General features: G+C 47.1%; 16 protein-coding genes. 10 read left to right on the top strand and 6 right to left on the bottom strand.

Translation table 11 applies throughout. The features are described from left to right. Positions 1–79: 79 nt before the first annotated feature. A complete protein-coding gene (locus tag ABR189_RS06275) occupies positions 80–1,996 on the top strand; it encodes a hypothetical protein (RefSeq protein ID WP_354659605.1) in 1,917 nt (638 codons plus the stop codon). On the opposite strand, the gene ABR189_RS06270 is transcribed toward ABR189_RS06275, so the two are convergent. After that, positions 1,985–3,025, bottom strand: a complete 1,041-nt coding sequence (locus ABR189_RS06270; RefSeq protein WP_354659604.1) for a glycoside hydrolase family 43 protein — start codon at positions 3,023–3,025, stop codon at positions 1,985–1,987. The two genes, ABR189_RS06275 and ABR189_RS06270, sit on opposite strands and share 12 nt — an antisense overlap. Positions 3,026–3,093: 68 nt before the next feature. Between ABR189_RS06270 and ABR189_RS06265 the strand changes: the two genes are divergently transcribed. The 3 genes from ABR189_RS06265 (at position 3,094) to ABR189_RS06255 (ending at position 6,267) form a co-directional block, all read left to right on the top strand. Then, on the top strand, positions 3,094–3,783 hold the full coding sequence (locus tag ABR189_RS06265) for a 3-keto-disaccharide hydrolase (protein ID WP_354659603.1): 690 nt from the start codon (positions 3,094–3,096) through the stop codon (positions 3,781–3,783). 125 nt (positions 3,784–3,908) lie between these two features. Continuing rightward, the gene (locus ABR189_RS06260) at positions 3,909–5,243 is read left to right on the top strand and encodes a cytochrome ubiquinol oxidase subunit I (RefSeq protein WP_354659602.1); all 1,335 of its coding nucleotides are present in this window, start codon (positions 3,909–3,911) and stop codon (positions 5,241–5,243) included. Positions 5,244–5,247: 4 nt separating this feature from the next. After that, positions 5,248–6,267, top strand: a complete 1,020-nt coding sequence (locus ABR189_RS06255; protein WP_354659601.1) for a cytochrome d ubiquinol oxidase subunit II — start codon at positions 5,248–5,250, stop codon at positions 6,265–6,267. Between the two features lie 94 nt (positions 6,268–6,361). Here ABR189_RS06255 and ABR189_RS06250 read toward each other — a convergent pair whose 3' ends face one another. Both ABR189_RS06250 and ABR189_RS06245 read right to left on the bottom strand, forming a co-directional pair. Beyond that, positions 6,362–8,734 (bottom strand): FtsX-like permease family protein, encoded by a 2,373-nt coding sequence (locus ABR189_RS06250; RefSeq protein WP_354659600.1) that lies wholly within the window; start codon positions 8,732–8,734, stop codon positions 6,362–6,364. Between the two features lie 24 nt (positions 8,735–8,758). Then, positions 8,759–11,122 carry an ABC transporter permease gene (locus ABR189_RS06245; protein WP_354659599.1) on the bottom strand — a complete coding sequence of 788 codons (2,364 nt, stop codon included), beginning with the start codon at positions 11,120–11,122 and terminating at the stop codon, positions 8,759–8,761. A 288-nt stretch (positions 11,123–11,410) separates the two neighbouring features. On the opposite strand from ABR189_RS06245, the gene ABR189_RS06240 reads away from it, so the two are divergent. The 6 genes from ABR189_RS06240 (at position 11,411) to ABR189_RS06215 (ending at position 20,758) form a co-directional block, all read left to right on the top strand. Further along, on the top strand, positions 11,411–12,013 hold the full coding sequence (locus tag ABR189_RS06240) for an RNA polymerase sigma factor (protein ID WP_354659598.1): 603 nt from the start codon (positions 11,411–11,413) through the stop codon (positions 12,011–12,013). A 90-nt stretch (positions 12,014–12,103) separates the two neighbouring features. Then, positions 12,104–13,321, top strand: a complete 1,218-nt coding sequence (locus ABR189_RS06235; protein WP_354659597.1) for a FecR family protein — start codon at positions 12,104–12,106, stop codon at positions 13,319–13,321. A 199-nt stretch (positions 13,322–13,520) separates the two neighbouring features. Next, positions 13,521–17,183 carry a SusC/RagA family TonB-linked outer membrane protein gene (locus ABR189_RS06230; protein ID WP_354659596.1) on the top strand — a complete coding sequence of 1,221 codons (3,663 nt, stop codon included), beginning with the start codon at positions 13,521–13,523 and terminating at the stop codon, positions 17,181–17,183. A 14-nt stretch (positions 17,184–17,197) separates the two neighbouring features. Further along, entirely contained in the window at positions 17,198–18,649 is a 1,452-nt protein-coding gene (locus ABR189_RS06225) for a RagB/SusD family nutrient uptake outer membrane protein (RefSeq protein WP_354659595.1), read from the top strand. 25 nt (positions 18,650–18,674) lie between these two features. Continuing rightward, a complete protein-coding gene (locus ABR189_RS06220) occupies positions 18,675–19,592 on the top strand; it encodes a zinc-binding metallopeptidase (RefSeq protein ID WP_354659594.1) in 918 nt (305 codons plus the stop codon). Between the two features lie 44 nt (positions 19,593–19,636). Next, entirely contained in the window at positions 19,637–20,758 is a 1,122-nt protein-coding gene (locus ABR189_RS06215; protein WP_354659593.1) for a redoxin domain-containing protein, read from the top strand. 73 nt (positions 20,759–20,831) lie between these two features. Here ABR189_RS06215 and ABR189_RS06210 read toward each other — a convergent pair whose 3' ends face one another. The 3 genes from ABR189_RS06210 to ABR189_RS06200 are packed head-to-tail and all read right to left on the bottom strand — an operon-like array spanning position 20,832 to position 25,940. Next, a complete protein-coding gene (locus tag ABR189_RS06210) occupies positions 20,832–21,962 on the bottom strand; it encodes a Gfo/Idh/MocA family protein (RefSeq protein WP_354659592.1) in 1,131 nt (376 codons plus the stop codon). 3 nt (positions 21,963–21,965) lie between these two features. Then, positions 21,966–22,826: a sugar phosphate isomerase/epimerase family protein gene (locus tag ABR189_RS06205; RefSeq protein ID WP_354659591.1), complete on the bottom strand. Its 861-nt coding sequence runs from the start codon at positions 22,824–22,826 to the stop codon at positions 21,966–21,968. 54 nt (positions 22,827–22,880) lie between these two features. After that, positions 22,881–25,940 carry a PVC-type heme-binding CxxCH protein gene (locus tag ABR189_RS06200; protein ID WP_354659590.1) on the bottom strand — a complete coding sequence of 1,020 codons (3,060 nt, stop codon included), beginning with the start codon at positions 25,938–25,940 and terminating at the stop codon, positions 22,881–22,883. Between the last annotated feature and the right edge of the window lie 73 nt (positions 25,941–26,013).

The following is a 26,013-nucleotide window of genomic DNA, read 5'->3' as shown; positions in this document are numbered from 1 at the left end:
AAAAGTAACTTTTTAATGCAAAGAAAAAAAGGGTTTGTTAAAGCCTTATATTTGAGCCCGTTTAAATATGTATCTATTAATGAATAAACTGGTATTACCTGCTGCCCTTTGTTTGTTATCCTTCCATCTCCATGCCCAGGGTATTAATGACAACATCAGCAAACAACACCTGGCTGTCCGGGGTTCCCTTACACTGAAAGACTGGTCATTAAGAGGTCCTGTAAAATCAGTAAAAGCGTGCACCTACAGTTATGACAAAAACGGGCAGCAAGCAGCTACGGTTTATTGTACCGAAAGCGACTATTCATCCGCAGGGGTGTTGCTGAGAAGAAGCAATTACAGTAACCTGGAAAAAAACACAGATGACAGCTGGTATTTTTATTCCAATAACCGGATCGATAGTATCACCGGATTTCAGAAAAAGGTATTCCTGTATGACAATAATGACCATATCACCGAAATCGTTACTTATGGTTACTATGAGGAAAATAAACATCAGGTGGTACAACGGGAAAAACTCCGCTATGATCAACATGGCATGGTCATACAAAATACCCAGACCACTTATCCTGAAAAAGAAGTCACCCAAACTACCTTTAAATACGATAAAAAAGGAGAAATAGCCGAACAGCATACGGTAAGTGCAGATAACGATATCCTGTTTACCAATGAGTTTGACACCAAAGGCCAGCTGTATAAATCAAAGACAGTATATAAAGGCGCTGCGGACAATACTCTTTTTACTACCCTGGAGTTAAATAAACAGGGAGATATCAGCGCCATGACCAGCACCGATAAGGGAAGAGCCCTGCTGCGCACTTATCAGTATGAGTATGACACTCCCGGCAACTGGCTAAAACAAACACAGCTGGAAGCGGGCAAAGTGCAACTGGCCATCGTGCGGACCATTACTTATTATCCGCAAAACAATCTTAACAATGGGCAGGCACTTACCTCTGCTGCAGCAGACATGCCGGCAGTAGCAGTTCCACTGATGCCGGCCGAAGTGGTTACCGCGTTTATCACCGCCCTGGGCCAGCAGCAATACAACAAAGCCTATAACTATTGCACCGGAGGACGATGGGGTACGGCGGCCCAGTTTTCCCATAAGAATATGTATGGTGGTATTACTGCTACCAAAATGCTGCACATGGAGCCTCCTCCCAAAGTGTTTGGACAAACACCCGTGAATATCACCGCTACCGTATTTGTAGCAGATACCACGAATGGTAGCGGTACTTTTGTACAGCAGTTTCAGCTGCAAAAGAAAGACGATGGCTGGAAAATTGCGGGTATCAAACTGATCAGCAGTACCCGCCCGGCAGACAACTGGAGTCTGAAACTTCCTGAGCAGCCCGACTTTACCCCTGCGCTGGCATTACAACTGGCTCAACCTGTGTATGACACCGTTTCGCTGGAAGTTAAAATTGGCAATGAAAAAGACAGCATCGAACGTACCCTGGATACACTCCGTTTTTTCAAAGATGACAAAACCACCTACTGTATCGCTGTAATGGCCAACCGCGGGCCTGAATTTGGCGCTTCCTCCGGCTGGTGTGATGTATTGCTTTTCAGTAAACAGAACAACAGCTGGCAATTGCAGGATGCCGTACTAAATGCTGGCGGTGGCGGCAGGTTTGGTTACCCCGGCCACTTTGTTAAACTGGTCCGTACCGGTGATGCCCAAATGGGCGTGGTGCTGCATGGCGGACTTACCCATATGGGAGAAAGCCACGTATGGGCAGATATTATCGGCTTCGGGGATGGAAAGCTCAAACCCTTAATCCATATCCCAGTTAGCTATGAGTATGAAGACGGCAGCGGCGAAACAAGTAACCGGTGTTATGAAAACAAATACCGCTTTGAGAAAAACGGCAAACAGCTATACGACCTGATCCTGGAGCAATATGATTGTAAAAGCAGGATACCTGTTAAAAAAGTAACAGTTCCCTACAGTAATGGGTATACGCTGCCAGCTATGACCTCATTCCCCTGATGGTTTCTTAATCCGCTTGTCCAGTGGTAATGGCACCCCAAAATCGGGGGTACCATCTGCTCTCCAGGTGATACGTTGTATCCTCGGGCTGCGGGCATTCCCACATCCTTGCCCTGCGGATGGATTGGCATGATAGATGATCCAGTCCTCCTTACCATCCGGTGATTTAAAAAAACCATTATGTCCCGGGCCAAAAGCGCTATTTTCAGGGCTTTTGCTGAATACAGGCAGCGGTGCTTTTTCCCAATGAGAAGGCTGTAAGGGGTCTCCTTTCTTTTTCAGCCTGAGCTGTGCAAGTGCATAATCATCCGTCCAGCAGCCACTGGCAGAATAGATCAGGAATACCGCTTTCTTCGCGTTTTGCAGAATTTCCGGCCCTTCATTTACGTTGGGGGTACCTATTTTCTCCCAGGCATATGTTGGTGCAGATATTTCTACCCGTGGCGTGGCAAGTGTCCAGGGATCAGCCATACGGGCAATATATAAACGTTGGGTATTGTCCGTAGCCGAGATATGTCCGCTCCAGATAAAATAGTTTTTGCCTTTGTATTCAAGTACTGTACCATCAATAGCAAAGAAGTTAGCCGCCGTATCCCCTATCTGGCCTTTGTCTGTCCAGCTGCCGGTGGTAGGATCCGCAGCTGCATTTTCCAGCACGTAGGTGCGCTGGGTAGCCAGGTTGGCGGTAGCACCCGCCGTATAATAGAGATACCATTTTTTATTCAGGTAGTGTAACTCCGGAGCCCATATATTTTTTGAGTTGGCACTGCCTGGTGTTGGTTGCCAGGCTACCACCGGTTGCGCAGATTTCAATGCGGTCATCGTCTTTGTTTTCCGGATAACGATACTGTTGCCGGTAGTATGCAGGTAATAATAAAAGCCATCTTTGCTGATTACCCAGGGATCCGGCCCTACTACAAGCAGCGGATTAGTAAAGGTGGATGCCGTATCTGTACTGATGATGGGCGTTGTCTGGCTATTACCGGCAGTGGCCAGCAACAGGAAAATCCATAAAATATTTTTTTTCATCGTGGAATTATTGCAACCTTAAAGTTAATCATTCATCTTTGCTAATCACTTATATTATATTGTCCCGTATGAAAAAGCACTTTTTACTTACTGCCCTTCTTTTTTGCGCTGGTGCGGCCGCACATGCACAATCCTACAGCCTTTTTAATTTTAAAGACTTTAGCGGCTGGCATATGGATGTACCTGCAATGGATAAGGACACTTCCGTAAAGGCCCCTTTTATTATCCGCAATGGGCTGCTTGTTAGCCTGGCCGACCCGCAGGGGCACCTGATCACGGATTCTACCTATGAAAATTACCAACTGGAAGTACAATACCGTTTTGCTGCCAAACCGGGTAATTGCGGGGTATTGGTGCATGCTTCTACTCCCCGGGTATTATATGCCATGTTTCCAAAGTCTATCGAAGCGCAACTGATGCATGAGAATGCCGGTGATTTCTGGTGTATTGGTGAAGATATTGCGGTACCTGATATGGAAAAACGCCGGGGACCCAAAGAAAACTGGGGTACCACGGAAGGTAAAGGCCGCCGCATCCTTAATCTGACCGATAATTCAGAAAATCCGGTAGGTGAATGGAATACGATGAAACTGGAATGCCGGGGGAATGAAATAAAAGTATGGATCAATGGACAACTTGTTAACCACGGTACCAACTGTACCGCCAGCAAAGGCAGTATAGCCTTACAGGCTGAGGGTTCAGAGGTAGAATTCCGTAAAGTGGAAATCACGCCCTTAAGCAAAAAGAAGCGAAAATAAATAAACCATTCCTGCAGGTTGCATAGTAATTAAGCCTTAGTTTTGTACCCGAAAATAACAAGCACACAAACGCTTGTTATTTTCGTGCAATCTTGCCGGTTTATTTATATAAACGCTAAACTGCTATGGATGATTTTCTCGCTGCCAGATCTCAAATGGCGTTGTCCCTGGGCTTTCACATTATTTTTTCGTGTATTGGAATGGTGATGCCTTTTTTCATGGCAGTTTCCCACTATTATTACCTCAAAACAAACAATCCTGTCTATAAAAATATTACTAAAGCATGGAGCAAAGGAGTAGCTATCTTCTTCGCTACCGGCGCGGTATCCGGCACTGTTTTGTCTTTTGAACTGGGACTATTATGGCCGGAATTCATGAAGCATGCCGGTCCTATCTTCGGTATGCCTTTTTCCCTGGAAGGCACGGCTTTTTTTATTGAGGCCATTGCACTGGGCTTTTTCCTGTACGGGTGGGACCGGTTCAACCGCTGGTTTCATTGGGTTACGGGGGTAATCGTAGGTATCAGCGGGCTGATCTCCGGTATCCTGGTGGTGGCGGCCAATGCATGGATGAACAGCCCTACCGGTTTCGATTATATCAATGGAGAATATACCAATATTGATCCCATTAAAGCCATGTTTAATGATGCCTGGTTTTCACAGGCTTTACATATGTCTGTAGCGGCTTTTGTAGCTACCGGGTTTGCAGTAGCTGGTGTTCATGCGCTCATGATCCTGAAAGGGAAAAATGTACCATTTCACAGCAAAGCCTTTAAAATAGCAGCGGTTTTTGGTACCGTGGCGGCTATCTTACAGCCGTTGAGTGGTGATATTTCTGCTAAGGATGTGGCCAAACGGCAACCGGCAAAACTGGCGGCCATGGAAGCCCATTTCCATACGGAAAAAGCGGCCCCGCTCATTATCGGTGGTATCCCCGACGAAAAAACACAAACTGTAAAATACGCACTCAAAATCCCCGGCTTGCTGAGCTTCATGGCGCACAACGATTTTAATGCGGAAGTAAAAGGCCTGGATAGCACTCCACCCGAAAATCATCCACCCGTTGCCGTTACCCATTATGCTTTCCAGGTAATGGTAGGTTTGGGTATGGCCATGATGGGTATTGCGCTGCTTTATTTTCTGGCATTATGGAAACGTAAACGGTGGCTGGACAGCAGGTGGCTGCTCAAACTGTTTGTCATCGCCACACCGATGGGATTTATTGCGGTAGAAGCCGGGTGGACGGTAACCGAGGTAGGACGCCAGCCCTGGATCATTCACAATGTAATGCGCACAGCCGATGCCGTAACACCCATGCCTGGTATCATCTACTCTTTTTATCTGTTTACCGCCGTGTATGTGTCCCTTTCTATTATCGTGATCTTTATGTTATACCGGCAGATAAAAATGGTAGGAAAATTATACGATTTACCTGCTGATCCTTCACAAATAAAAGGCTAAGGTTATGTTATACGTTGTAATTGCTTATCTCTGGGCAGCCATTTTATTTTATCTGTTGTTAGGTGGGGCCGATTTTGGTGCGGGTATTATTGAATTGTTCACTTCCCGGAAAAACAGGAGCAAAACCCGTCGTACCATGTATCGTGCTATCGGGCCTATCTGGGAGGCCAATCATATGTGGCTGATCATTACCATCGTGATCCTCTTTGTAGGATTCCCGGCTATTTATACCACCATGTCTGTACACCTGCATATCCCTTTGGTGATCATGCTCCTGGGTATCATTGCGCGGGGTACGGCCTTCACCTTCCGGCATTATGATGCCGTGGCGGATGAAATGCAGGTGTTATACAACAAGATCTTCCAATACTCCAGTCTTATCACACCGCTTTTCCTCGGTATCATTGCAGGCAGTGCGGTGTCGGGGCATATTGATACGCAGGCCTCGGATTTTCTGTCGGCCTACATATTCAGCTGGCTCAACTGGTTCTCTGTATCTGTAGGGTGCTTTACCGTAGCGATCTGTGGTTTCCTGGCGGCAGTATACCTGATTGGAGAAACGGATAATGAAACAGACCGGCAGCGGTTTATCAGCAAAACAAAAAACACGAATATTGCTGCGGTGATCTGTGGGGCACTGGTATTTATAGCGGCCTATGCGGAAGGCATTCCTTTAACACAATGGGTGTTCGGTAATACCTGGGGGGTATTGGCTATCGTAGCAGCTACGCTTTCCCTGATCCTGATGTGGTACCTGCTATACAAGGGCAAAACACGTATTCTGCGGGTACTGGCCGGATTCCAGGTAACCATGATCCTGTTTACCACTACCTTCCGGCATTTTCCCAATATCGTATTACTTAAAAACGGCGGGTATCTCTCCTTACTGGAACACCGGGGGCAGGATAAAACCATCGAAGCGCTGGCACTGGCATTGCTGCTTGGCAGTATTTTTATCCTTCCCGCGCTATTTTACCTGATCTATAGTTTTCAGAAAAAAGCCAATCCGGAATTACATAAATAAAGCTGTGCAAACCACCGCAAGTATTCAGCGCCCACTATCCGATCGCCTTCCTGCGTACACCTGCATAACAGGTATTCCTAAATACTCCTGCCCGTCAGTTTGTATGCAGGCTTTTGACAGGATTCATGCGTGCCGCCCTGATAGCCTGATAGCTCACGGTAGCCAAAGTGATGAGTAGTGCACTCAACCCAGCCAACGCAAAGATCCACCAGGAAACCGGTGCCCGGTATTCATATTTTTGCAGCCACTGCGTCAGGAAATGCCAGGCTACCGGTGTAGCAATCACCACCGCTACGAGCACCAGCACGATAAAGTCTCTCGATAATAATTTCCATAAACTGAAAACAGATGCTCCCAATACTTTACGCACCCCTATTTCGCGGGTACGTTGCTCTGCTACAAATGAGGCCAGCCCCGATAATCCCAGACAGGAAATAAAGATCGCCAGCGCCGCAAATACAGCCGCCAGCCGCCCGATACGCTCTTCATCGCTGAACTTGGCGGCGTATTCCTGATCGGTAAACTGGTATACAAACGGACTGCCAGGGTTGTTCCTGGTAAATACCGGCGTTATCTTAGCCAATGCCTCTCTCACAGGCATCACCGGATTGATCCGTATGGTGATATACATTAGATAGCTATAATCCAGGTTATAAATGAGTGGATAAACCGGCTGGTAAGGCGATTCCATGACCACATTCTTTACTATGCCCAGCACTGTATGTGGTTTTCCATTCCAGGAAATGATCTTTCCTATAGGCTCTTTCATCCCGATAAGCTTTACAGCAGCTTCATTGAGGAGAAAACCGCCGGAATCTGTTGGAAAGCTCCTGGAAAAATCGCGCCCCTCTTTTATCTGCCAGCCAATAGTGTTACCATAATCATGCGTCACGGATACGGTAGCAAAGTTGGGTGTTGCTCCCGGAGGCAAGCCTTCCCAGCTAAAACCCGTATTGGTGTTTTCAATGCCGGTCGACTTACTGGATGATTCCCCCATATCGGCTACCGCACCGGTGGCCAGTAATTCCTCCCGCAATGCATTATAACGGCCGGTTATTTCCGGCGTATTCATTTCTATAGTGATCAGGCCCTCCCGGGTGTATCCTACCGGGCGGTTCTTTGCATATTGTATTTGCCGGTATACAATCAATGTGCCGATGATCAAAGTAACAGATACTGTAAACTGGGTCACTACCAATACCTTTCTGGGCAACGTGGCATAACGCCCTGCCCGGAACGTACCTTTCAATACTTTCACCGGCTTAAACCCGGATAAATAAAACGCAGGATAACTCCCGGCTATAAAGCCGGTAAACAAGGTAAACCCCAGCGTAAGCAACCAGAACATAGGATGCAGCCAGGGCACATGGATCTGTTTATCTGCCAGCGTATTAAAGAAAGGCAGTACTAACTGCAACAATACGATCGCTAATAAAAAACTTAGCCCTGCCATCAGCAGAGATTCACTGAGCAGCTGCCGGATCAGTTGCCCTCGCTGCGCACCTACTGCTTTGCGGATCCCCACTTCCTTGCTCCGCTTTTCACTGCGTGCGGTAGAAAGATTCATAAAATTGATACAGGCCAGCAACAACACAAACACACCAATGGTGCCAAAAAGCCATACAAACTGGATACGGCCACCTACCACCTTACCATTCCTGAATTCGCCGTACAAATGCCACTGGCGCATCGGATGTAATTGTAATTCCTCATTGCCGGAAGTGACGTGAGGTTTGGCAAGATCCCTGATCTGCGCATTTACCCGGTCAATGTCCACATGCTCATTCAATTGCACAAATGCCAGGAAACCATGATTATCCCATTCCTTTTGTGCGTAATCCACCCATTTTTCCGTAGCCTTATACTTATCCCATGCCACCAGAAATTTGGTATCATTAAAAGATCCATTAGGAGGCAAATCCTCATATACCCCGGCTACTTTCAGATCAATATGATTATCCATCTTCACCAGCTTATTCATAGGATCTTCTTTACCAAATAAAGCAGTCGCCAAACTATGAGAGAGTAATATGGAAGAAGGATCCTCCAAGGCTGTTTGCTTACCTGCTAACATCTTCAACGTCAGCATCTCCGGAAAAGCAGGTTCTGCCCACATCCCTTTAGCCGTGAGTTTCACCTCCCCTGCTGCCATGATACGGTCATTATTAAACGAAACAAGGGCTACGTGTTTAAAGTCGCCTCCATACTTATTCCGTAATTCAGTAATAGCAGGGATCGAGTTAATAGGTCCTGTTCCCGTTTCTCCATTAAATTTTTGGGTGATCAATACCTGGGCCAGCTGATCATAATGGGGATACCGTTTATTAAAAGTAAGTTCATCCCATATCCACAAACCAATGAGCAAGGCTACTGTCATACCGGTAGCCAGCCCGATAATGTTCACGGCAGAATATACTTTGTTTCTGAACAGGTTGCGCCAGGCAACTATAAAATAATTTTTTAGCATATAGGATGTTTTAGGAACAGCTGCTTATTCTATTCTTAAACTGTTAACAGGATTGGCCAGTCCCGCTTTGAGCGACTGATAAGCAATGGTAATACCGGCAATGACGAAAGAAGCTGCAATGGCCACCAGGAAAATCCCTCCGCCTAAATGTACCTGGTAGGCAAAGTTGCCCAACCAGTGCTGCATAACATAATATGCTACCGGTGCGGCTATACAAAAAGCAACAATAATAAGCAGGATAAATTCTTTAGAAAACAATACTACAATATCCAGTACAGACGCCCCCAATACTTTACGGATGCCTACTTCCTTGGTACGCTGTACAGCGGCAAAAGCTACCAGGCCATACAATCCCAGGCAGCCTATCAGAATAGCCAGGGAAGAAAACAATTTAAATGCGGTATAGGTTTTCGCATCCTGTTTATACATCGCTGCAATACGATCGTCCATAAATTCATACGCAAACAGCTCCTCCGGAAATAAACCGGACCACGTTTTACCAATACGATCCATGGTAGCATGCATATTGCTCATATCTACCCGTACACTCGCCATAAAAAATGCACCTGGCCGGTAAATTAATATACAGGGTCTGATCTTTTTATGCCTGGACTCACTCTGAAAATCCTGTACCACGCCAATGATGTTATACCGGTCGTTAATCAGCAGCACGTGTTTGCCCACCGCTACTGAAGGGTCAAAAATATTCAGTTTGTGCATCATCGCTTCATTGATCACCGCATTACGGATGGTATCGCCTGTATGCTGCCTGGTGATCTTTTCCCCTGCCAGCATCTTCAACCCAAACATATCCGTATACTGCTCATCAATGTATTTCACCTCCGTGACATCCCCTTGTGTCATCCCGTTTTCCGGCGACCTAAAATCAGTAAATGAAAAACTATACACTGGTGGGGAAGACGAAAAACTGAATGCCTGCACACCGGGATCCTGCAACAACTGTTGCCGGATCACTTCCTGCCTGGCACTGTCTGGCACCGGAAATGAAACAACGGCTGCTTTATTAAATCCCAGGTCCTGGTTTTTGAGGTAATCCATCTGGCTGGCTACTACCAGCGTGCCTACTATCAATATCTGGGAGATGGCAAACTGAATAAATACCAGTGATTTACGAAGGGTCAATCCCCGGGAAGTAGTACCACTTTTCCCCTTGAGGGAGATAACAGGACGGAAAGCAGATTGTACAAAGGCTGGATACAATCCTGCCAGCAGGATCACCAGCAAGGTCATCCCGATCATCAGTCCTATTACGGAGGGTGTTGCCAGCTCCGCCGCACTGATCTTTACATCCAGCCACCTGCCTGCTACCGGCAGGAAAGCAATCGCCGCGGCAATACCCAGCGCCAGCGCTATCAGTACCAGCACCGCTGTTTCCCCCAGAAATTGCCGGATCAGCTGCAAACGGTTAGCCCCCATTACTTTCCGGACGCCTACCTCTTTGGAGCGTCTGGTAGCCTGGGCGGTAGCCATATTGATAAAGTTGATACAGGCGGTAATGAGGATAAAGACCGCTACAATGCCTAAGCCCCAGTAAGTACTCCGGGAAGTAGTGGGGATGCCACCCTGGTCCAGGTAACGCTGATCAAAATGTATATCCGTCAGTGGCTGTAAAGGCAGCTTGGCCCCCGCCGCAATTTGAGGCCCCCAGTTCTTTTCTATAAATGCAGGCATTTTTCTTTCCAGCTGCTGCACTGTATAATTTTCCGGCAGCACAATAAAGGCATTACCGCCTCCAATAGCATAAAACTCTGCCATCGGCGCTTTCAGATCCGGCTTCACCGTTTCAAAGGATATCAGGAAATCAAAGGGCATACTGGTATTGCCGGGAACATCTTTGATCAGCCCGGTTACTTTCAGATCAAACCGGTTGTCCCAGCTGATTACCTGTCCCAGCGGGTCCTTGTCACCAAAATATTTCCGGGCAATGCTTTGTGTGAGGATCACCGTATTAGGCTCTACCAGAGCAGTACGGGCATCACCTGCCAGCCACTGGTAATCGAAAATCTTTAAAAACTGCGGATCCGCAAGCGCATAGTTACGTTCTTTATAACGGACATTCCCTACTTTCAATAACCCATCTCCCTGGTGCCAGTACTGAGACACTTCTTCCAGTTCCGGAAAATCATTCCGCATCGCCGGAACAATGCCAAATGACACACTGGGATTAAAATCCAGCGCATTCATTGTTACCCGGTAAGTACGGTTAGCCTTACGATGAAATGTATCATAGCCCAGCTCATTACGTACTACAAGAAAAATGATCAGGCAGGAAGCTATACTTAGCGTAAGCCCGAAAATATTCAGGAAGGTATAACTCAGATTACGACGGATATGCCGGAAAGCGTGCTGAAGGTAATGCTTAAACATGGATGCCCTTTTTTGAAATGATCCTGGTTACTGTAGACCCTGTACCAAGAAAGTGCCACCTTATTATATCCCTGATAATCAATGAAATTAAACTATTTCCCACACCCAAACTGTCCGTTTTCACGACCGCTGGTGTCCGGATTTGAACAGCATTTTTCTGTAGCAGCAGCAACTCCCCGCCAAAGGGCAGGTAAAGCGCTGATGGCATCTTACTATTTTTCGGTACCTTTGCGCCGATAAAAACCAACCGGAATCAACTATTTAAGTGAAAGGGCTATTTGTTTACTGATGCAGGGGGATCTATATAATGAGCAGGAGTTAATTGCCCGTGTGATTAATGGGGAAGAAACTGCCTTTGCCACACTTTTCAGACACCATCACCGTAAAATTTATGAAGTAGCACTCCTACTTACCCACTCTGAAACTGTGGCGGAAGAGCTGGTGCAGGAAGTATTCCTGAAAGTATGGACAAAAAGAACCACCCTGGCAGCTATCGAGGATTTTGAGTCCTGGTTATTTATTGTAGCCCGCAATGATGCCTTTAAAGCACTTCGGCGCAGCGCCCGTGCCAAGAGCCTGTTGTATGAACTGGGCCACCTCCAGGATATTACCCATGAAACGGATGAATGGGTCCACTCCCGCAACTACCACGCTTTGCTCAACAAAGCCATTAGCCAGCTTCCTCCCCGGCAGCAAATGGCCTGGCGCCTCAGTAAAGAAGAAGGGCTGAAACGGGAAGAAGTAGCCAGGATCATGCAGATCAAACCCGATACCGTAAAAGAACACCTGGCTATGGCTATCAAAAATATCCGTACCTGGATGCAAGAGCAAGATCCCCGCCTGGTAGGGACTGGCGCCCTTTTTATCTATGCACTCACTGCCCTGAAATAATTTTTTTCTTATCTACCCCCCCAAAATACGCCGGCCGGGATCTTTATATACAGGGAAGATACCACCAACCATTTTTTCCTCCTTAGCGTCATGAATCAATCGAGACTGGCATATTTATTTACGCAATACACCAATGGCAACGCTACGCCTGAAGAAATGGCCGCATTCAGTGAGCTCACGGCCGATCCGGCTTACCAGGAGCAGCTGACCGCACTGATAGATCAGCTCTTCCTGCAAGCTCCCGGCAAAACACAAATGCCGGAAGCGGCTATACAGGCGGCTGTTAAGGCGATTACAGCGCACCAACCAGTAATGGAAGCAGTACCACAACCCGCTACCAACTCCCGCCCGGCAATAATACGATACCGCTGGTGGGCGGCAGCAGCGGCTATTATTCTGCTGCTGGGAGCAGCTGCTTATCTGCTGCGTCCGCAAACACCAGCTCCTATAGCCAGTATACCTGCTGCAGATGTGGCCCCCGGTACAGAGAAAGCAGTACTCACGCTTGCCAATGGCGCGGCTATCGTGCTCGACAGCACCGGCCACCAGGTGATCAAACAAGGAAATACCGCCATCAGCCAGCAAGGCGGGCAGTTACAATACAGCCCCCAAAGCACACAAACCGAAGTGAGCTTTAATACACTCACGACTCCCAGAGGCGGCCAATTCAGGCTTACCCTCCCGGATGGTACCAAAGTATGGCTGAACGCGGCTTCTTCCTTGAAATTCCCCACCGCTTTTACCGGCAAAGACAGGACCGTGGTACTCACCGGCGAAGCCTATTTTGAAGTGGCTAAAAATACCGATATGCCCTTCCGGGTATGGGGTGGCAACCAACTGGTAGAAGTGCTGGGCACACAGTTCAATATCAATGCCTACGAAAATGAATCTAATACTAAAACCACCCTGCTGCAAGGAAGTGTAAGGGTGAGCCTGCCTGCGGCGGCGCAACAGCCCGCTGCCAGCGTAGTACTCAAACCCGGACAGCAATCGGTGGTTTCCGGTACTGGCACCATTCCGGTTACAACCGTATCTGCTGCGGATGCCGTGGCCTGGAAAAATGGCCTGTTCCAGCTGGATAACACCAACATCGCGGATATTATGCACCAGCTGGAAAGATGGTACGATATAGATGTAAAGTATGAAGGTAAAATACCGGAAGTACACTACACCGGCGGAATTAAACGCAGCAGCCCACTGTCAAAAGTGATCGCGATGCTGGAAGCTACCGGGGATGCCCGCTTCCGTATTCAGAAGGCTACCGCACCCGGCGCAGGTGAAAAAGATATTATCCTGGTTTTAAAATAAATAAACACCGGTACGGGAGGACCGGCATATGACTGATTTTTAAATAACTGGAAAAACAAAACTGAAAAAAACCGGAAACGTTGGAGCGTTCCCGGTAACATTCGGATTCATCAAGCCTGGTTAAGAGTAGGATCCAACACCAGACTTTAGCTATGATTTTATCAAACCAACTAATCGTAAATCCAAACAACACGAAGATATGAGAGAATCTCTATACTCCAAAAGGGGTATTTTCCCTTATTGCATACCATTATCAACCGTAAAAACCAGACCAGCTCCCACCATCAGCATGGTTGCCAACAGGAATCTTAAAAAATCTTTTTTGTTTATGAAGATCACAGGGATGCTGCTGCTTGTTGTGTGCCTCCAAGTAAGCGCCAGGGTATACCCGCAAAAGGTAACCCTTTCTGAAACCAATGTACCCGTACAACGGGTGTTTGAAGAAATCCGGAAACAAACGGGCTTCCAGTTCCTCTACAGCAATGAAATGCTCAGGAATACCCGTACGGTTACCACACAGTTTAAAGAAACGCCACTGAAAGAAGCGCTCGATCAACTGGTCAGCAATCAACCACTCACCTACAGCATTGAGGATAATAACACCATCCTCATCAAGCCTAAAAAGACGGCTGCCAGCGTTGTTGAAATGGAAGCTACCGTAGTACAAACCAACATCCGCGGAAAGGTGCTGGACGCGCAGGGAATGCCCCTGATCGGGGTAAGTGTGAAAGTAAAGGGTACACAAATTGGTACCGTTACCAACGAAGAAGGTATCTTTTACCTGAATGTTCCTACGCCTAATGCCACCCTGGTGTTTTCTTTTATAGGCTATAAAAGTCATGAAGAAAAGCTGACCGGCCTGGCTACGCTCAACATACGCATGAAACCGGAAGACCGTAGCGTAAATGAAGTAGTAGTAACCGGTTACCAGAAAATAGAACGCCGCAGCTTAACAGCTTCCATCACGTCTGTCAACATGGACAACCTCAAAAACATCAACCAACCTAATATCGACAAATTATTACAGGGCCAGGTGCCGGGGATGACGGTGATGAGTACTTCCGGTGCGCCGGGTGCAGTACCACAGATCAGGATCCGGGGTACATCTACCCTCAGTGGCAACGTACAGCCTTTGTGGGTAGTGGATGGTATCATCCTCGATGATCCTATCAATGCTTCTGTAGATGATATCATGAACAACAGGAACCTGATCGCTTCCGGTATCGGCGGGATCAACGTGGAAGATATTGAAAGTATCAACGTATTGAAAGATGCGGCGGCTACTGCTATCTATGGTACTAAAGCAGCGAATGGTGTAATCGTGCTCACCTCCAAAAAAGGGACTGCCGGTAAAACCAGGATGAACTTTACCAGCTTCGTAACGGTGGGCATGCGCCCCCGTATTGAAGATGCCTATATGATGGACTCCCGGGAAAGAACAGACGTAAACCTGGAAATGATCCGCAGAGGAATTTTAAATGCTACCTCTCCCAGAACAGGCCAATATGGTACCGCTTCCGATTTTGAACGTTACTTCATTGACGTACATGACCGTAAAATGTCCTGGGCCGACTTCGAAAAGAAAGTAAACCAGCTCGAAAATGTAAATACCGACTGGTTCCAATACCTGTTCCGTAACGCCGTTACCCACCGCCAAAACCTGAACATCTCAGGAGGGAATGAAAAAACAACCTTCTACCTCTCCGGCAGCTACATGGACGAACAGGCTACGGCATTAAAAACAGGACAAAAAACATATACCGGCTCCGCTAAAGTATATACCAAAATAGCTAACACCCTCCGGGTAGGTGGTATGCTGGATGTAAACATGCGTGATAATAAGAGCTTCTTTGCTACAGACTCCCGCGAAAACCCTTTTGAATGGTCTATCTATACTACAAGGGCACAAAATGCTTTTGATGAAAACGGCAATTACAACCACCTCTACTACACCGGTGAAAAATACAACTTCATGGAGAACCGGGAATTTGGATGGCGTAACTCCAGAAACTTCGGCATACGTGGTACCGTAGACGTAGAATGGAAACCATTGCGCTCTCTTATGTTTACCAGCTTGTTCTCCTTTGCCAACCAACATACTTCTGAAGAAGATGTGGCAACAGAAAACAGCTACTTTGTAAAACAACGGAAGAAAGACATCTTTACGACCGTGGATTATGTAGCGGTGAACTTATGGACAGATGGTGGTTACCGCAAAGGGAAATCCATCAACAACAATTCTATTACACTCCGTAACCAGGTATCCTGGATGCCCGTGATCAATGCAGATCATCGCTTTGATGTGATGGCTGGCCAGGAAATACGGAAATCCCGGTTTGAAGATGAAACCACTGAGATATATGGCTATGTGCACGACCGTGGCCATCAGCAGGTACCACAGTTTGCGCTCATGGAATATCTGGGTGTGCCTTACTGGCGCCAGAGCCTGAACGAAACCGCAGCAGTGTCTTACTTTGGTACTACCGGCTATACCTATAAAAACCGCTATACCGTTAGCTTCAACGCACGTACGGATGGGTCCAACCGCTTTGGTCTAAAAACCAACCAGCTGTTCCAGCCATTATGGGCAGTGGGCCTGAACTACCAATTAAAAGAAGAAAATTTCTTTGCCAATAAAGACTGGTTAAGCTACCTCACCCTCCGTGCTTCCTATGGCAGCCAGGGAAATGTAGCCTCTCAGGCCTACTCTGATCTGGTAGCTACAATAGGCACTACCGACGTCATCAACAAAGAAGGTTACCTGGTCATCACTGCGCCTAAAAATCCTAACCTGAAATGGGAAATGAACTACACCACCAACCTGGCCCTCGAAATAGGATTGTGGAAACGTAGACTCACCGGTACCATTGAATACTACAGCAAAAAAGGGATGGATCTCTTAGGTAGCAAACGCGTATCACAGGTATCCGGGTTTAATACCGTTCAGGTCAACTGGGCCTCCATGAAAAATAGCGGGGTGGAATTTTCACTGAATTCCATTAACATAGATAACAAAGTGTTCAGATGGACCACCAACATTAATGTAGGCTATAACAAAAACGAGGTACTGGATGTGTACTCCCTCCCTACCGTCAACTCCCTCACGGATGCACAACGTACCAACTACGCAGCCTCCGCCGTGATCGGTAAGCCCATCAATGGCTTATGGTCTTATCAGTTTGCCGGTTTGAATAAAGACGGCCGCGCTACTTTCTACACCAATAAACCAGGTGAAACCGTACTATATGGTATGAAATCACTGGATGGACTGGTATACTCCGGTACTACCATGCCTTTGGTACAGGGTGGATTTACCAATACGTTCTCCTATAAGAAGTTTACCCTTTCCGCCATGCTGGTAGGGAGCTTTGGGAACGTGATCCGGTTAAGAAACCTCTCACAGGGTTATGCATTCGGCTTCCCCGAAGCTACAGCCAATATGTCTAAAGAATGGGCCAGCAGGTGGCGCGAACCAGGTGATGAACTGCATACCAATGTTCCCGTACTGGAATCAGATCCATGGGACCTGGCAGTAACCGGCAGCAGCCCTTACAATGCAAAGATGTATGACAACAGCGACCTGAGAACCGTAAAAGGTGATTTTGTACGCCTGCAAAACGTATCTCTCAGCTATGACCTCTACAATGCAAAAATGCGTCAGAAAGGCATTCAGAATATCCGCTTCATGCTCCAGGGTAATAACCTGCATGTATGGAAAAACAGCCAGCTGAAAGGACAGGATCCGGAAGCCACCGGCGCTGTTATGAGATACAGTGCTACCAACTCGGCCAACGTTTCCTTTGGAAACACTTATCTGCCGGTGCCTCGCTCCTACTCTTTTTCCTTATCACTTCAGTTCTAAACGGGGATTATTTTATGAAAAAAATAAACATCATCACTAGTATACTTCTGCTGGCCATCACTGTCAGCAGCTGCAATAAACTGCTCGATATCAAACCGGTGAACAGTATGATACCAGTGAGCATCAGCGATTATGAATCTGTATTAATGGGTGGTTATCCTAAAACGGATTTCTTTATGAAAACCGACCTGATGACCGACAATGTATATGCCAACCTGAGTAGCACCCGGACTCCTGAGAAAGCCAATGAGCCCTGGTTTGCCTGGTCTGAAACCAAACAACTGGATGGTGTGGAAGAAGACCCGTACTGGGGGCAATTGTATAAATCCATCTACTGTGCCAATACCGTACTGGATGAATTTGCCAGCCGTACGCCATCACCTGCCGAAAAAGACCTGTTTGAAACCGTGAAGGGAGAAGCATTTGCATTACGGGCCTTCTCCTATTTTTACCTGGTAAATCTGTATGCAGAACCTTACGCTCCCACCACCCTCAAAGCGCATGGTGTACCTATGCCACTGAGCGCAAAGGATGTGCATCAGAATACCCAAAACAATGTAAGGGAACCAGTTGAAAAGGTTTGGGCGCAGATCCTGTCAGACCTGGATGCTGCTACCCCCTTGCTGGCAGGTAAGAAAACCACTAACAAGTTCCGCTTTGATGCTACCTCCCTGCAGCTCTTCAAAGCAAGGGTACACTTATTTATGGGAGATTATGAAAAAGCAATCGCCGCCGCTTCTGATATCATCGTTGCCAAACCATTATTTGATATGAATAATATTCAGGCAATTGTAGATAAAGCTGATCATCCTTCCTATGCTTTCTCCGGAACATTTGGCTTCGTTGATTCCGATTATAAAAATGAAGTGCTTTTTTATGTTGGAGGAAAGGCTAATGGTAACATTTTCTATTATGGTACTTATATGTTCAAACCGTCTCTTGAACTCCTGGCTTTATGTCAAAGGCCTAACAAGATGGATTACCGTCAGTATATCTTCGCTTCCCTGATGGATACCAATACACCAGAAGGATTTGAAACCGGTACTACGATCTATAATATGTATGCCAAACAGGAAAATCCATCTTACTACATCGGGATGAAAGTAAGCGAGGCTTATGTAACCCGTGCAGAAGCATATGCCCGCTTAAAACAAAAAGATAAAGCGCTCACAGACATCAATAACCTGTTGCAGAAAAGGATCAAAAAAACAGATTATGCCCCGCTTAAATCAGCAGATTTTAATGACGAACAACTCCTGCAACGTGTACTGGAAGAACGCCGTGTGGAAATGGCCTTTGACGGTGGCATGCGTTGGTTTGATCTGAGAAGATTAGGGAAGCCTGCTCTCACACACCTTTACAAAAATGGGGTGGAATACAAACTGAAACAGGGAGATCCACGTTACCTGCTGCAAATCCCGCTGTCGGAACAAACCAACAGCCCGGATATGCCACTAAATCCCTGATCATTTTATCTAAAAACAACCAGTCATGAAAACAAATTATTGCTATATACTCCTCCTCGCAGCTGCCGGCATTTTGTCTACCAGCTGTAAAAAAGAAGCCGCACCAGGCATCACCGACAACTTAGGGATTGTACAACAATTCACGCCCCCTGCTGATGCGGCACCAATGGTGAAAGAACTGTACGGAAAATACAACGTATGGGTGCGCATGGATTTTAACAACTGGAAAGAAGTGACCAATGCCATCCTGGATACCGATCCTTTCAACCGCTATGGGGTGGGTAAGATCGAAGATGCCGACCGGGAAAGTGCATTGATCTATTCCAAAAAACTGTTGTCCGGAGTATCGGATAAATATGCCAAAACCTTTTTCCCACTGGAGTTTTTCTTTGTAAAAACCTATGGGGCAGGCTATTGGGCATCTGAGCTTAAAAGGATAGGACGCAGCCGCCTGGTGATCTGCTGGCCCAACCACCTGAAAGATGCATTGCCTATCACGGATCCGGAAAACCACTACTACCAGGACAGTGTATTAGCTCACCAGATCTGGAGTAACATCGGGATTATGGTAGGAGCCCGTATGGAAGCACCTATCCTGGAATTTGCACTGGCAGGTAAAGCTTACGATAATCGTCAGGCATTGGACAAATTAGATAAAGAGTTGGATAATGATGGTGACCTTGAAAAATGGATTGCGGCTAAAGAAGAACTGGCAAAAAATGGTGGTTTTATTACGGCTTCCGGTTCTACCACTTTTGAATCTGACTTCGCTGAATGGCTGGAATTGCTGGCACTGGAATCCTACAGTAACATCAAAACAAAATACCTGGACAACAGCCCTGCCAGAGCTAAAAAGTATGAAATCATCATTAAATACTTCAAAAGCTACGACTGGGATATACAAGCTACCGGTAACCTTTATCGTCAGAAACATGATGAATAGCAATAATAACAACCCAACCATTCTTAAAACAATTTAATCACAATATGAAAAGACTACCTATCATCGCTGCACTGGTGCTACCACAACTGGTCCATGCACAGGACGATAAATACACCATCAATGGTACATTGGGAAAAAATAATACAGACCCTAAAGCCTACCTCTACTCCGGTAACGAAAAAGGACGTATCATAGATTCTGCTGAAATCAGGGATGGTAAGTTTGTATTTACCGGTGAAATGGAAGCACCTGCAAAAGCATTTTTGTTTACCGGCAGTACGCTGGAAAAATCCTTTACAGCCAACCGCTTTACCTTTTACCTGGAAAAAGGTAATCTTATTGTTACTACACCGGACTCTATCCTGCATGCAAAAGTGACCGGTGGAGTAGCCAACAAGTATTTCAATCAGTATAAAGCCAGTCTGACGAACGTAGACAAACAGAATGCCGAGCTGAGCAAAGCCTATTATGCGGCCTCTCCTGATGAAAGGGCTACGGATGAATTTAAAAAGAAATACCGCGAAGAGAATAAGGCTATTAAAGATGAACAGCAGAAAGTGCTGGTGAAGTTCATGAAAGCCAATCCTAAAACAAGTGTAAGCCTGGATGCTTTATCAGAATGGGCAGGTTACGACCCTGATCCTGAAAAAGTGGAGCCCATTTTTAAGTTGCTGTCAAAGTCAGTACGGGAAAGTAAATCAGGGGTGCGCTTTGCAAAAATGCTGGACACACAACGCAAAACGGCGATTGGTGTAATGGCGCCAGTATTTACCCAAAATGATACCCTCGGCAAACCAGTTTCTCTCACCGACTTCAGAGGCAAATATGTGCTGATTGATTTCTGGGCCAGCTGGTGCGGTCCCTGCCGGGCAGAAAACCCTAATGTGGTAACTGCCTACAAAGCATTTAAAGATAAGAACTTCGAAATCCTGGGCGTTTCACTCGACCAGGAAAATGGCAAATCATTCTGGATGCAGGCTATTCATGATGACGGCTTATTGTGGCCGCAGGTATCTGACCTGAAAGGTTGGAAAAATGAAGCGGCACAATTGTACGGCGTATCAGGTATCCCGGCCAATTTCCTGATCAACCCGGAAGGAAAGATCGTCGCTAAAAATCTCCGTGGCAAAACACTGGAAGATAAGCTCGCCCAATTACTGCAATAGTTACTGGTTATTTATGATAAAAAAATACCTGCCTGAATAAACAGGCAGGTATTTTTTTTCATAATTATTACGCTTAAGAAGACAGGGTAAACTCCGGCAAGTAGATGATCTTTCCTCCCTGCCTGGCAGACTCATGTGCCAGGATACCCACACAAGTGATATTGGCCGATTGTACCGCATTAGGATAAGGCGCGGTCTTTGTTACCAGCGCATTCACAAACTGATGTACCAGGTGCGGATGTGATCCGCCATGCCCGCCTCCCTGGGTGAAAGACAGGTGCTGATGTTCATCCGCATCATATACGCCTTTGGTAGTAAAAGAACGGATGGACTCCGGCAATAATTCGGCGAAATCCGGACAGGCCACCTTAGCAGGGATATCCGTTTCCGGTAACTTCGCCGTATGTACGATTAATTCCTCTCCTTCTATCAGCGGCCATTCTACCGATCTTTTAGAACCATATACCTCAAAGCTCTCCCGGTATTGCCTGGCCACATCAAAAAGAGAACGGTATACCTGCGCGCACAGGTCGGAATTACGCAATTTGATATGGGTGGTTTCCACAGCATAGGGAGAATTATAATGTGCCTGCAGTTCTTCCCGGATGGTACCTGATCCCAGACAGGAAACATATTCTGCTTCACTGCGCAGTAACCCCAGCACCGGCCCTACACAATGAGTAGCATAATGCATAGGTGGCAGTCCCGGCCAGTAATTGGGCCAGCCGTCCATATCCTGCTGGTGACTGGCTTTCATAAACTGCACCTTACCCAGTTCGCCCTTTTCATACAGTGATTTCATAAACAGGAACTCACGGGCATATACCACTGTTTCCATCATCATATAGGTAAGCCCACTGGCCTTGGTAAGCCGCACGATCTCCTCACATTCTGCTACTGTAGTAGCCATAGGCACGGTACATGCCACATGTTTGCCCGCCTTCAGCGCTTTGATGGATTGTATGCCATGATCCGGGATCGGTGTATTGATATGTACGGCATCTATCTCCGGGTCTTTCAGCAGCTCATCATAATCTGTATATCTTTTGGCGATATCAAAAGCATCCCCGATGGCATCCAGCCTGGTTTTATTGCGCTGACAAATCGCTACCAGGTTGGCATGCGGATGTTTTTTATAGATGGGGATGAATTCTGCCCCAAAACCTAATCCTACGATGGCGATATTAATTTTTTGATGGCTCATGGCTTAGCTTTTAAACAGTTGTTGTAAAAAGTGGAATCCTTCTATAGCAAACTGGTCCTGATCGTCGGCCAGGTTTTTCCAGATACATACTGCTCCGGCCAGTTCTTTTATGGCCGGGGTGAAACTTTCGATCGCTACCACGCCCTGATAGTTGATCCGTTCCAGCCCCTGTTTAAGTGACTGCCATTGCGTTTGTCCGCTGCCGGGGATACCCCGGTCATTTTCAGAGACCTGCACATGCAGCAAGCGTTTACCCGCCGCCACGATCGCCTCCTCCATATTCTTTTCTTCTATCCCCATATGAAATCCGTCCAGCATGATACCTGCTGCCGGATGGTTGATATCACGGATCAGCCGGTTCACATCTGCTGCTGTATTAACCAGGTCTGTTTCAAAACGGTTGAGTGGCTCCAACGCGAGGGATAATCCCCGTGCTTTTGCTTCCATACACGCCTTGTGCAGGTTGGTCACCGCCCTGTCCCACTCCGTTTTCCGCTGCTCAGCACTCACCATTCTCGCTTTTCCTACGGCAGCGTACATAGGCCCTGCCAGAAAGGAGGCTCCCCAGGTATTACACAAATCCAGGCATTGACGGATATACGTAAAGCAAGTTTCATGTACGGCAGGATCTTCATGTGTCAGATCACGGGTAGGGCCAAAAGCACCGCACACCACTGCTTCCAGCCCATTGGCATCCAGGGCTTCCTTTACCTGCTTACCCGCTATCAGTTCGGGATACTCTACCGCAATTTCCACAACATCATACCCCATGGATTTAATTTTAGGGAATAATGCGACCGTATCCGTGGTAAAAGGAGAAGTCCATAGCCAGGTACTAACGCCTGTTTTTACGTGTATACTCATCTGTTACTTTTTATCAGTTATCCGTGTGATACCACAACATACTAAAACTACCGGTTATTTTCCGGCTATCACTTTCATCACGCCATTCATAATAGACCAGTGGCCGGGAAATGTGCATACAAACGGGTAATCGCCCGGCTTTTGAGGTGCGGTAAACCGCAGCTTTACTTTATGTTGCGGGTCCACCAGTTTAGTAGCAAAGAGCACTTCCGGCATATCCGGTACATAGCTCATTTCTACCCCTTTGGGATGCTCCGCCAGTTTATCAGCTGTCCGGCCTACTTTTTCCAGTGCCCCAGGTTGTGTAATCACGAGGTTATGCTGCATGAAGTCCGGGTTTTCAAAAATAATCTCTACTGGTTTACCAGCCTCCACTGTAAATATTTTCCGGTCGTACTTCATTTCATTTTTCTTCACTTTCAGGTGCACCGTGATAGCCGCAGTATTATCAGCAGGTTTTGTAGTGCCTGCTATGGGTTTGTTACGGTAGGTATTGGCAAAAACGGTAGCCAGTGTGGTCCCTTCAAACAACGGGCGTCCTTCGGCAGGCTTTTTATCCAAAGGCGCTTTTCCCGCATCCGGATCTGCCTGCAGGCAGGCCGTCATAAATCCTTGCCGGTGATGTACCGCTGCCGCATATACGGCCTTTGACAACCACGCATCTTCGATCACGGCCTCTTCCAGGCTTAGCTGGTACAAGGTACGCCCCAGTGCTGCCGAAGGCGCAGCTGCGGTTAATGATACAATAGCCGCCAGCCGCGTATTCGCATCGGGGTCCTGTAGTATCCCCGACCTGAGGATCGTTGTTTCCTGCCAGGCTGCGGTAGCAAGTATTTGTATAGCTGCTTTCCGTACGCCAGGGGAAGGATGCTTTAACGCAGCGGTAGCAACCGCTTTGGTAGCAGGTGTTTTTGCGGCGGGGGCCAGCCCCTCTATCGTCCATAAGGCATGCAGGGCAGCAAAATTATTACCCGCGGCATCCGTTCCTGGCGCTTTGACCAGTTGATACAGGGCCGGCAATACATCTGTCTTTCCACGTTCTACCAATAAACGCTGAGCCGTGATCCGCCAAAAGAAATTATCGTTATGAAGGGCTTTGAGCAATCCGGAAGGCGCCTTTTTATCCAGCTGCATGGGCATTGCCCGTTGTCCTTCCCGGCTTACAATACGCCAGATCCGTCCATGCGTTTTATCCCGCAGCGGATTTTCATAAGCATTCCCCTTTCCGGTGGCTGCGGTATATCCTCCCCGTTCAGGCGTAGGTGTTGGGTTATGCTGTACAATAAAGTTATACCAGTCCAATACCCATACCGCCCCATCAGGTCCTGTTTTAGCTTCTACCGGAGATACCCATTCATCGGCGCTGGCCAGCAGATTCCAGCCGTCTTTTTCAGTAAAACCCGCCCCGTCTTTTTCGATCTTCGCCAGGTGTACCAGATGTCCTGTAGGCTCGCATACAAACGCCGTATTCCAATACGCTTCGGGATACTGCCGGGCGTTATAAAAATTGTGTCCGGTAGCTGCGGTGAATCCACCAAATACATCTACCTGTCTTACATGCTGCGTAACAGGGTGCATGGCATAATGCCCGTCTATTTTGATGCTGCCATTGATCCGGACACCTTCCACGCCTTTCAGCGCTTTATCCGGAATGCCCATAAATACACTGTGGGTATTATTGGCGGTAGAAGCAAATACATCATTATTTTCCGTAAACCCTAATCCCCAGGTATTATTGCTGGTACCGGTGAGCACCTCAAATACAGACAGATCCGGTTTAAAACGGTAAAGCCCCTGCGAAAACTCCCGGTTAGTACCGGCTATGCTGCCTTTAAATCCGGAATATCCCACCGACCCCCAGATATAGTTATCCATTCCGTATTTCAGGTTGGAAGGTCCTGCATGTGTATCAAAAGTACCCCATCCACTCATCAGCACTTTTTGCAGATCTGCTTTCCCATCTCCATCTGTATCTTTCAGGAACAGGAAATGTGGTGCCTGCGATACGATCACGCCACCGTTGTAAAAAGTAAGACTGGTAGGTATGTTCAGATGATCGGCGAAGATGGTAAACTTGTCCGCTTTACCATCTCCATCCGTATCCTCACAGATCTTGATCCGGTCGTCCCCATTGCCTTTATCATCACGCACGGTGTTGGGATAATCAACGGTTTCTATTACCCACAACCGTCCTTTCTCATCCCACTCCATTGCAATGGGATTAATGATATCCGGCTCTGCGGCAAATAGCTCCAGCTCAAACCCGGGTGGTACCTGCATCAGTTGTCTGGAGGCTTCCGGTGATAACGGCTCCTGGTAGCGGGGAGCCGGATCTCTCTTTTCATAATTGGGGATATTGTCTTTATCAGTGTAAACCAGCACCGGCATATTTTTCCGGTAGGCAGCCCATTGTGCTTTTACGTTATCGCCTACAGCCCATAAAATACCTGCTTTCATCAGTTGCTGAAAACCTGCATTATTCCAGGTACGCTCATCATGTCCATAAGCCGTATAAAATACCCGTCCCTTTCCATGCTGCTTTACCCAGGTCCATGGCTCCCGGTGGTCTCCTGCTATCCGCTCTATCAGCACAGTTCTGTCATTGCTTAATTTCGTATGTATATAGGTTTCATCCCAGGTGGCAAACTCCTGCACTCCTGTCATCGCCGGGTGATCTTTTTGAATAATAGCAGCTGTGAATGTGCCGGTATCATGCTGCATAAACTGCCCGCCTACCAATTGTATATAAGCAGGTGAATTCTGAAAACAGAAACTGGCACAATGCACCGGGATAAATCCTTTTCCCTGCGCTACAAAATCCAGCAGGGCCTTTTCCTGAGATGGCGTGATCTGCTCGTGATTGGCATAGATCATTACCCCATCATATTTTGCCAGCTGGCCTGGATTCAGGTCATCGGGATTTTCCGTATAAGTGAAATTGATCCCTTCCGTAGCTAATGCGGATGCCAGGAGGGGCAGGTAACGCGCTGAGGGATGATGCTCACTGTGATGTCCAAGAAACAGCAGTTCAATCTTACGGGGTAATTGCGCCAGGGATATGGCCTGGATACCGCATAACAGGATAACCATCAAAACGTGGAACCGGATCTTCATCGTATCATAGTTTTATCAGTACTAATTTCCGGATTTAATACCTTAAGGATTCCTGAATATTATCGTATTTTGA

This window comes from Chitinophaga sp. H8, from assembly GCF_040567655.1.
Taxonomy (GTDB): domain Bacteria; phylum Bacteroidota; class Bacteroidia; order Chitinophagales; family Chitinophagaceae; genus Chitinophaga; species Chitinophaga defluvii.
Note: the sequence above shows the minus strand (reverse complement) of the source record. Positions and strands in the feature narration are given on the sequence as shown.

Bases quoted from the DNA above. Each gene is read 5' to 3' on its own strand.
- ABR189_RS06275 (WP_354659605.1), top strand. From the start codon at position 80: ATGAATAAACTGGTATTACCTGCTGCCCTTTGTTTGTTATCCTTCCAT.
- ABR189_RS06270 (WP_354659604.1), bottom strand. From the start codon at position 3,025: ATGAAAAAAAATATTTTATGGATTTTCCTGTTGCTGGCCACTGCCGGT.
- ABR189_RS06265 (WP_354659603.1), top strand. From the start codon at position 3,094: ATGAAAAAGCACTTTTTACTTACTGCCCTTCTTTTTTGCGCTGGTGCG.
- ABR189_RS06260 (WP_354659602.1), top strand. From the start codon at position 3,909: ATGGATGATTTTCTCGCTGCCAGATCTCAAATGGCGTTGTCCCTGGGC.
- ABR189_RS06255 (WP_354659601.1), top strand. From the start codon at position 5,248: ATGTTATACGTTGTAATTGCTTATCTCTGGGCAGCCATTTTATTTTAT.
- ABR189_RS06250 (WP_354659600.1), bottom strand. From the start codon at position 8,734: ATGCTAAAAAATTATTTTATAGTTGCCTGGCGCAACCTGTTCAGAAAC.
- ABR189_RS06245 (WP_354659599.1), bottom strand. From the start codon at position 11,122: ATGTTTAAGCATTACCTTCAGCACGCTTTCCGGCATATCCGTCGTAAT.
- ABR189_RS06240 (WP_354659598.1), top strand. From the start codon at position 11,411: ATGCAGGGGGATCTATATAATGAGCAGGAGTTAATTGCCCGTGTGATT.
- ABR189_RS06235 (WP_354659597.1), top strand. From the start codon at position 12,104: ATGAATCAATCGAGACTGGCATATTTATTTACGCAATACACCAATGGC.
- ABR189_RS06230 (WP_354659596.1), top strand. From the start codon at position 13,521: ATGAGAGAATCTCTATACTCCAAAAGGGGTATTTTCCCTTATTGCATA.
- ABR189_RS06225 (WP_354659595.1), top strand. From the start codon at position 17,198: ATGAAAAAAATAAACATCATCACTAGTATACTTCTGCTGGCCATCACT.
- ABR189_RS06220 (WP_354659594.1), top strand. From the start codon at position 18,675: ATGAAAACAAATTATTGCTATATACTCCTCCTCGCAGCTGCCGGCATT.
- ABR189_RS06215 (WP_354659593.1), top strand. From the start codon at position 19,637: ATGAAAAGACTACCTATCATCGCTGCACTGGTGCTACCACAACTGGTC.
- ABR189_RS06210 (WP_354659592.1), bottom strand. From the start codon at position 21,962: ATGAGCCATCAAAAAATTAATATCGCCATCGTAGGATTAGGTTTTGGG.
- ABR189_RS06205 (WP_354659591.1), bottom strand. From the start codon at position 22,826: ATGAGTATACACGTAAAAACAGGCGTTAGTACCTGGCTATGGACTTCT.
- ABR189_RS06200 (WP_354659590.1), bottom strand. From the start codon at position 25,940: ATGAAGATCCGGTTCCACGTTTTGATGGTTATCCTGTTATGCGGTATC.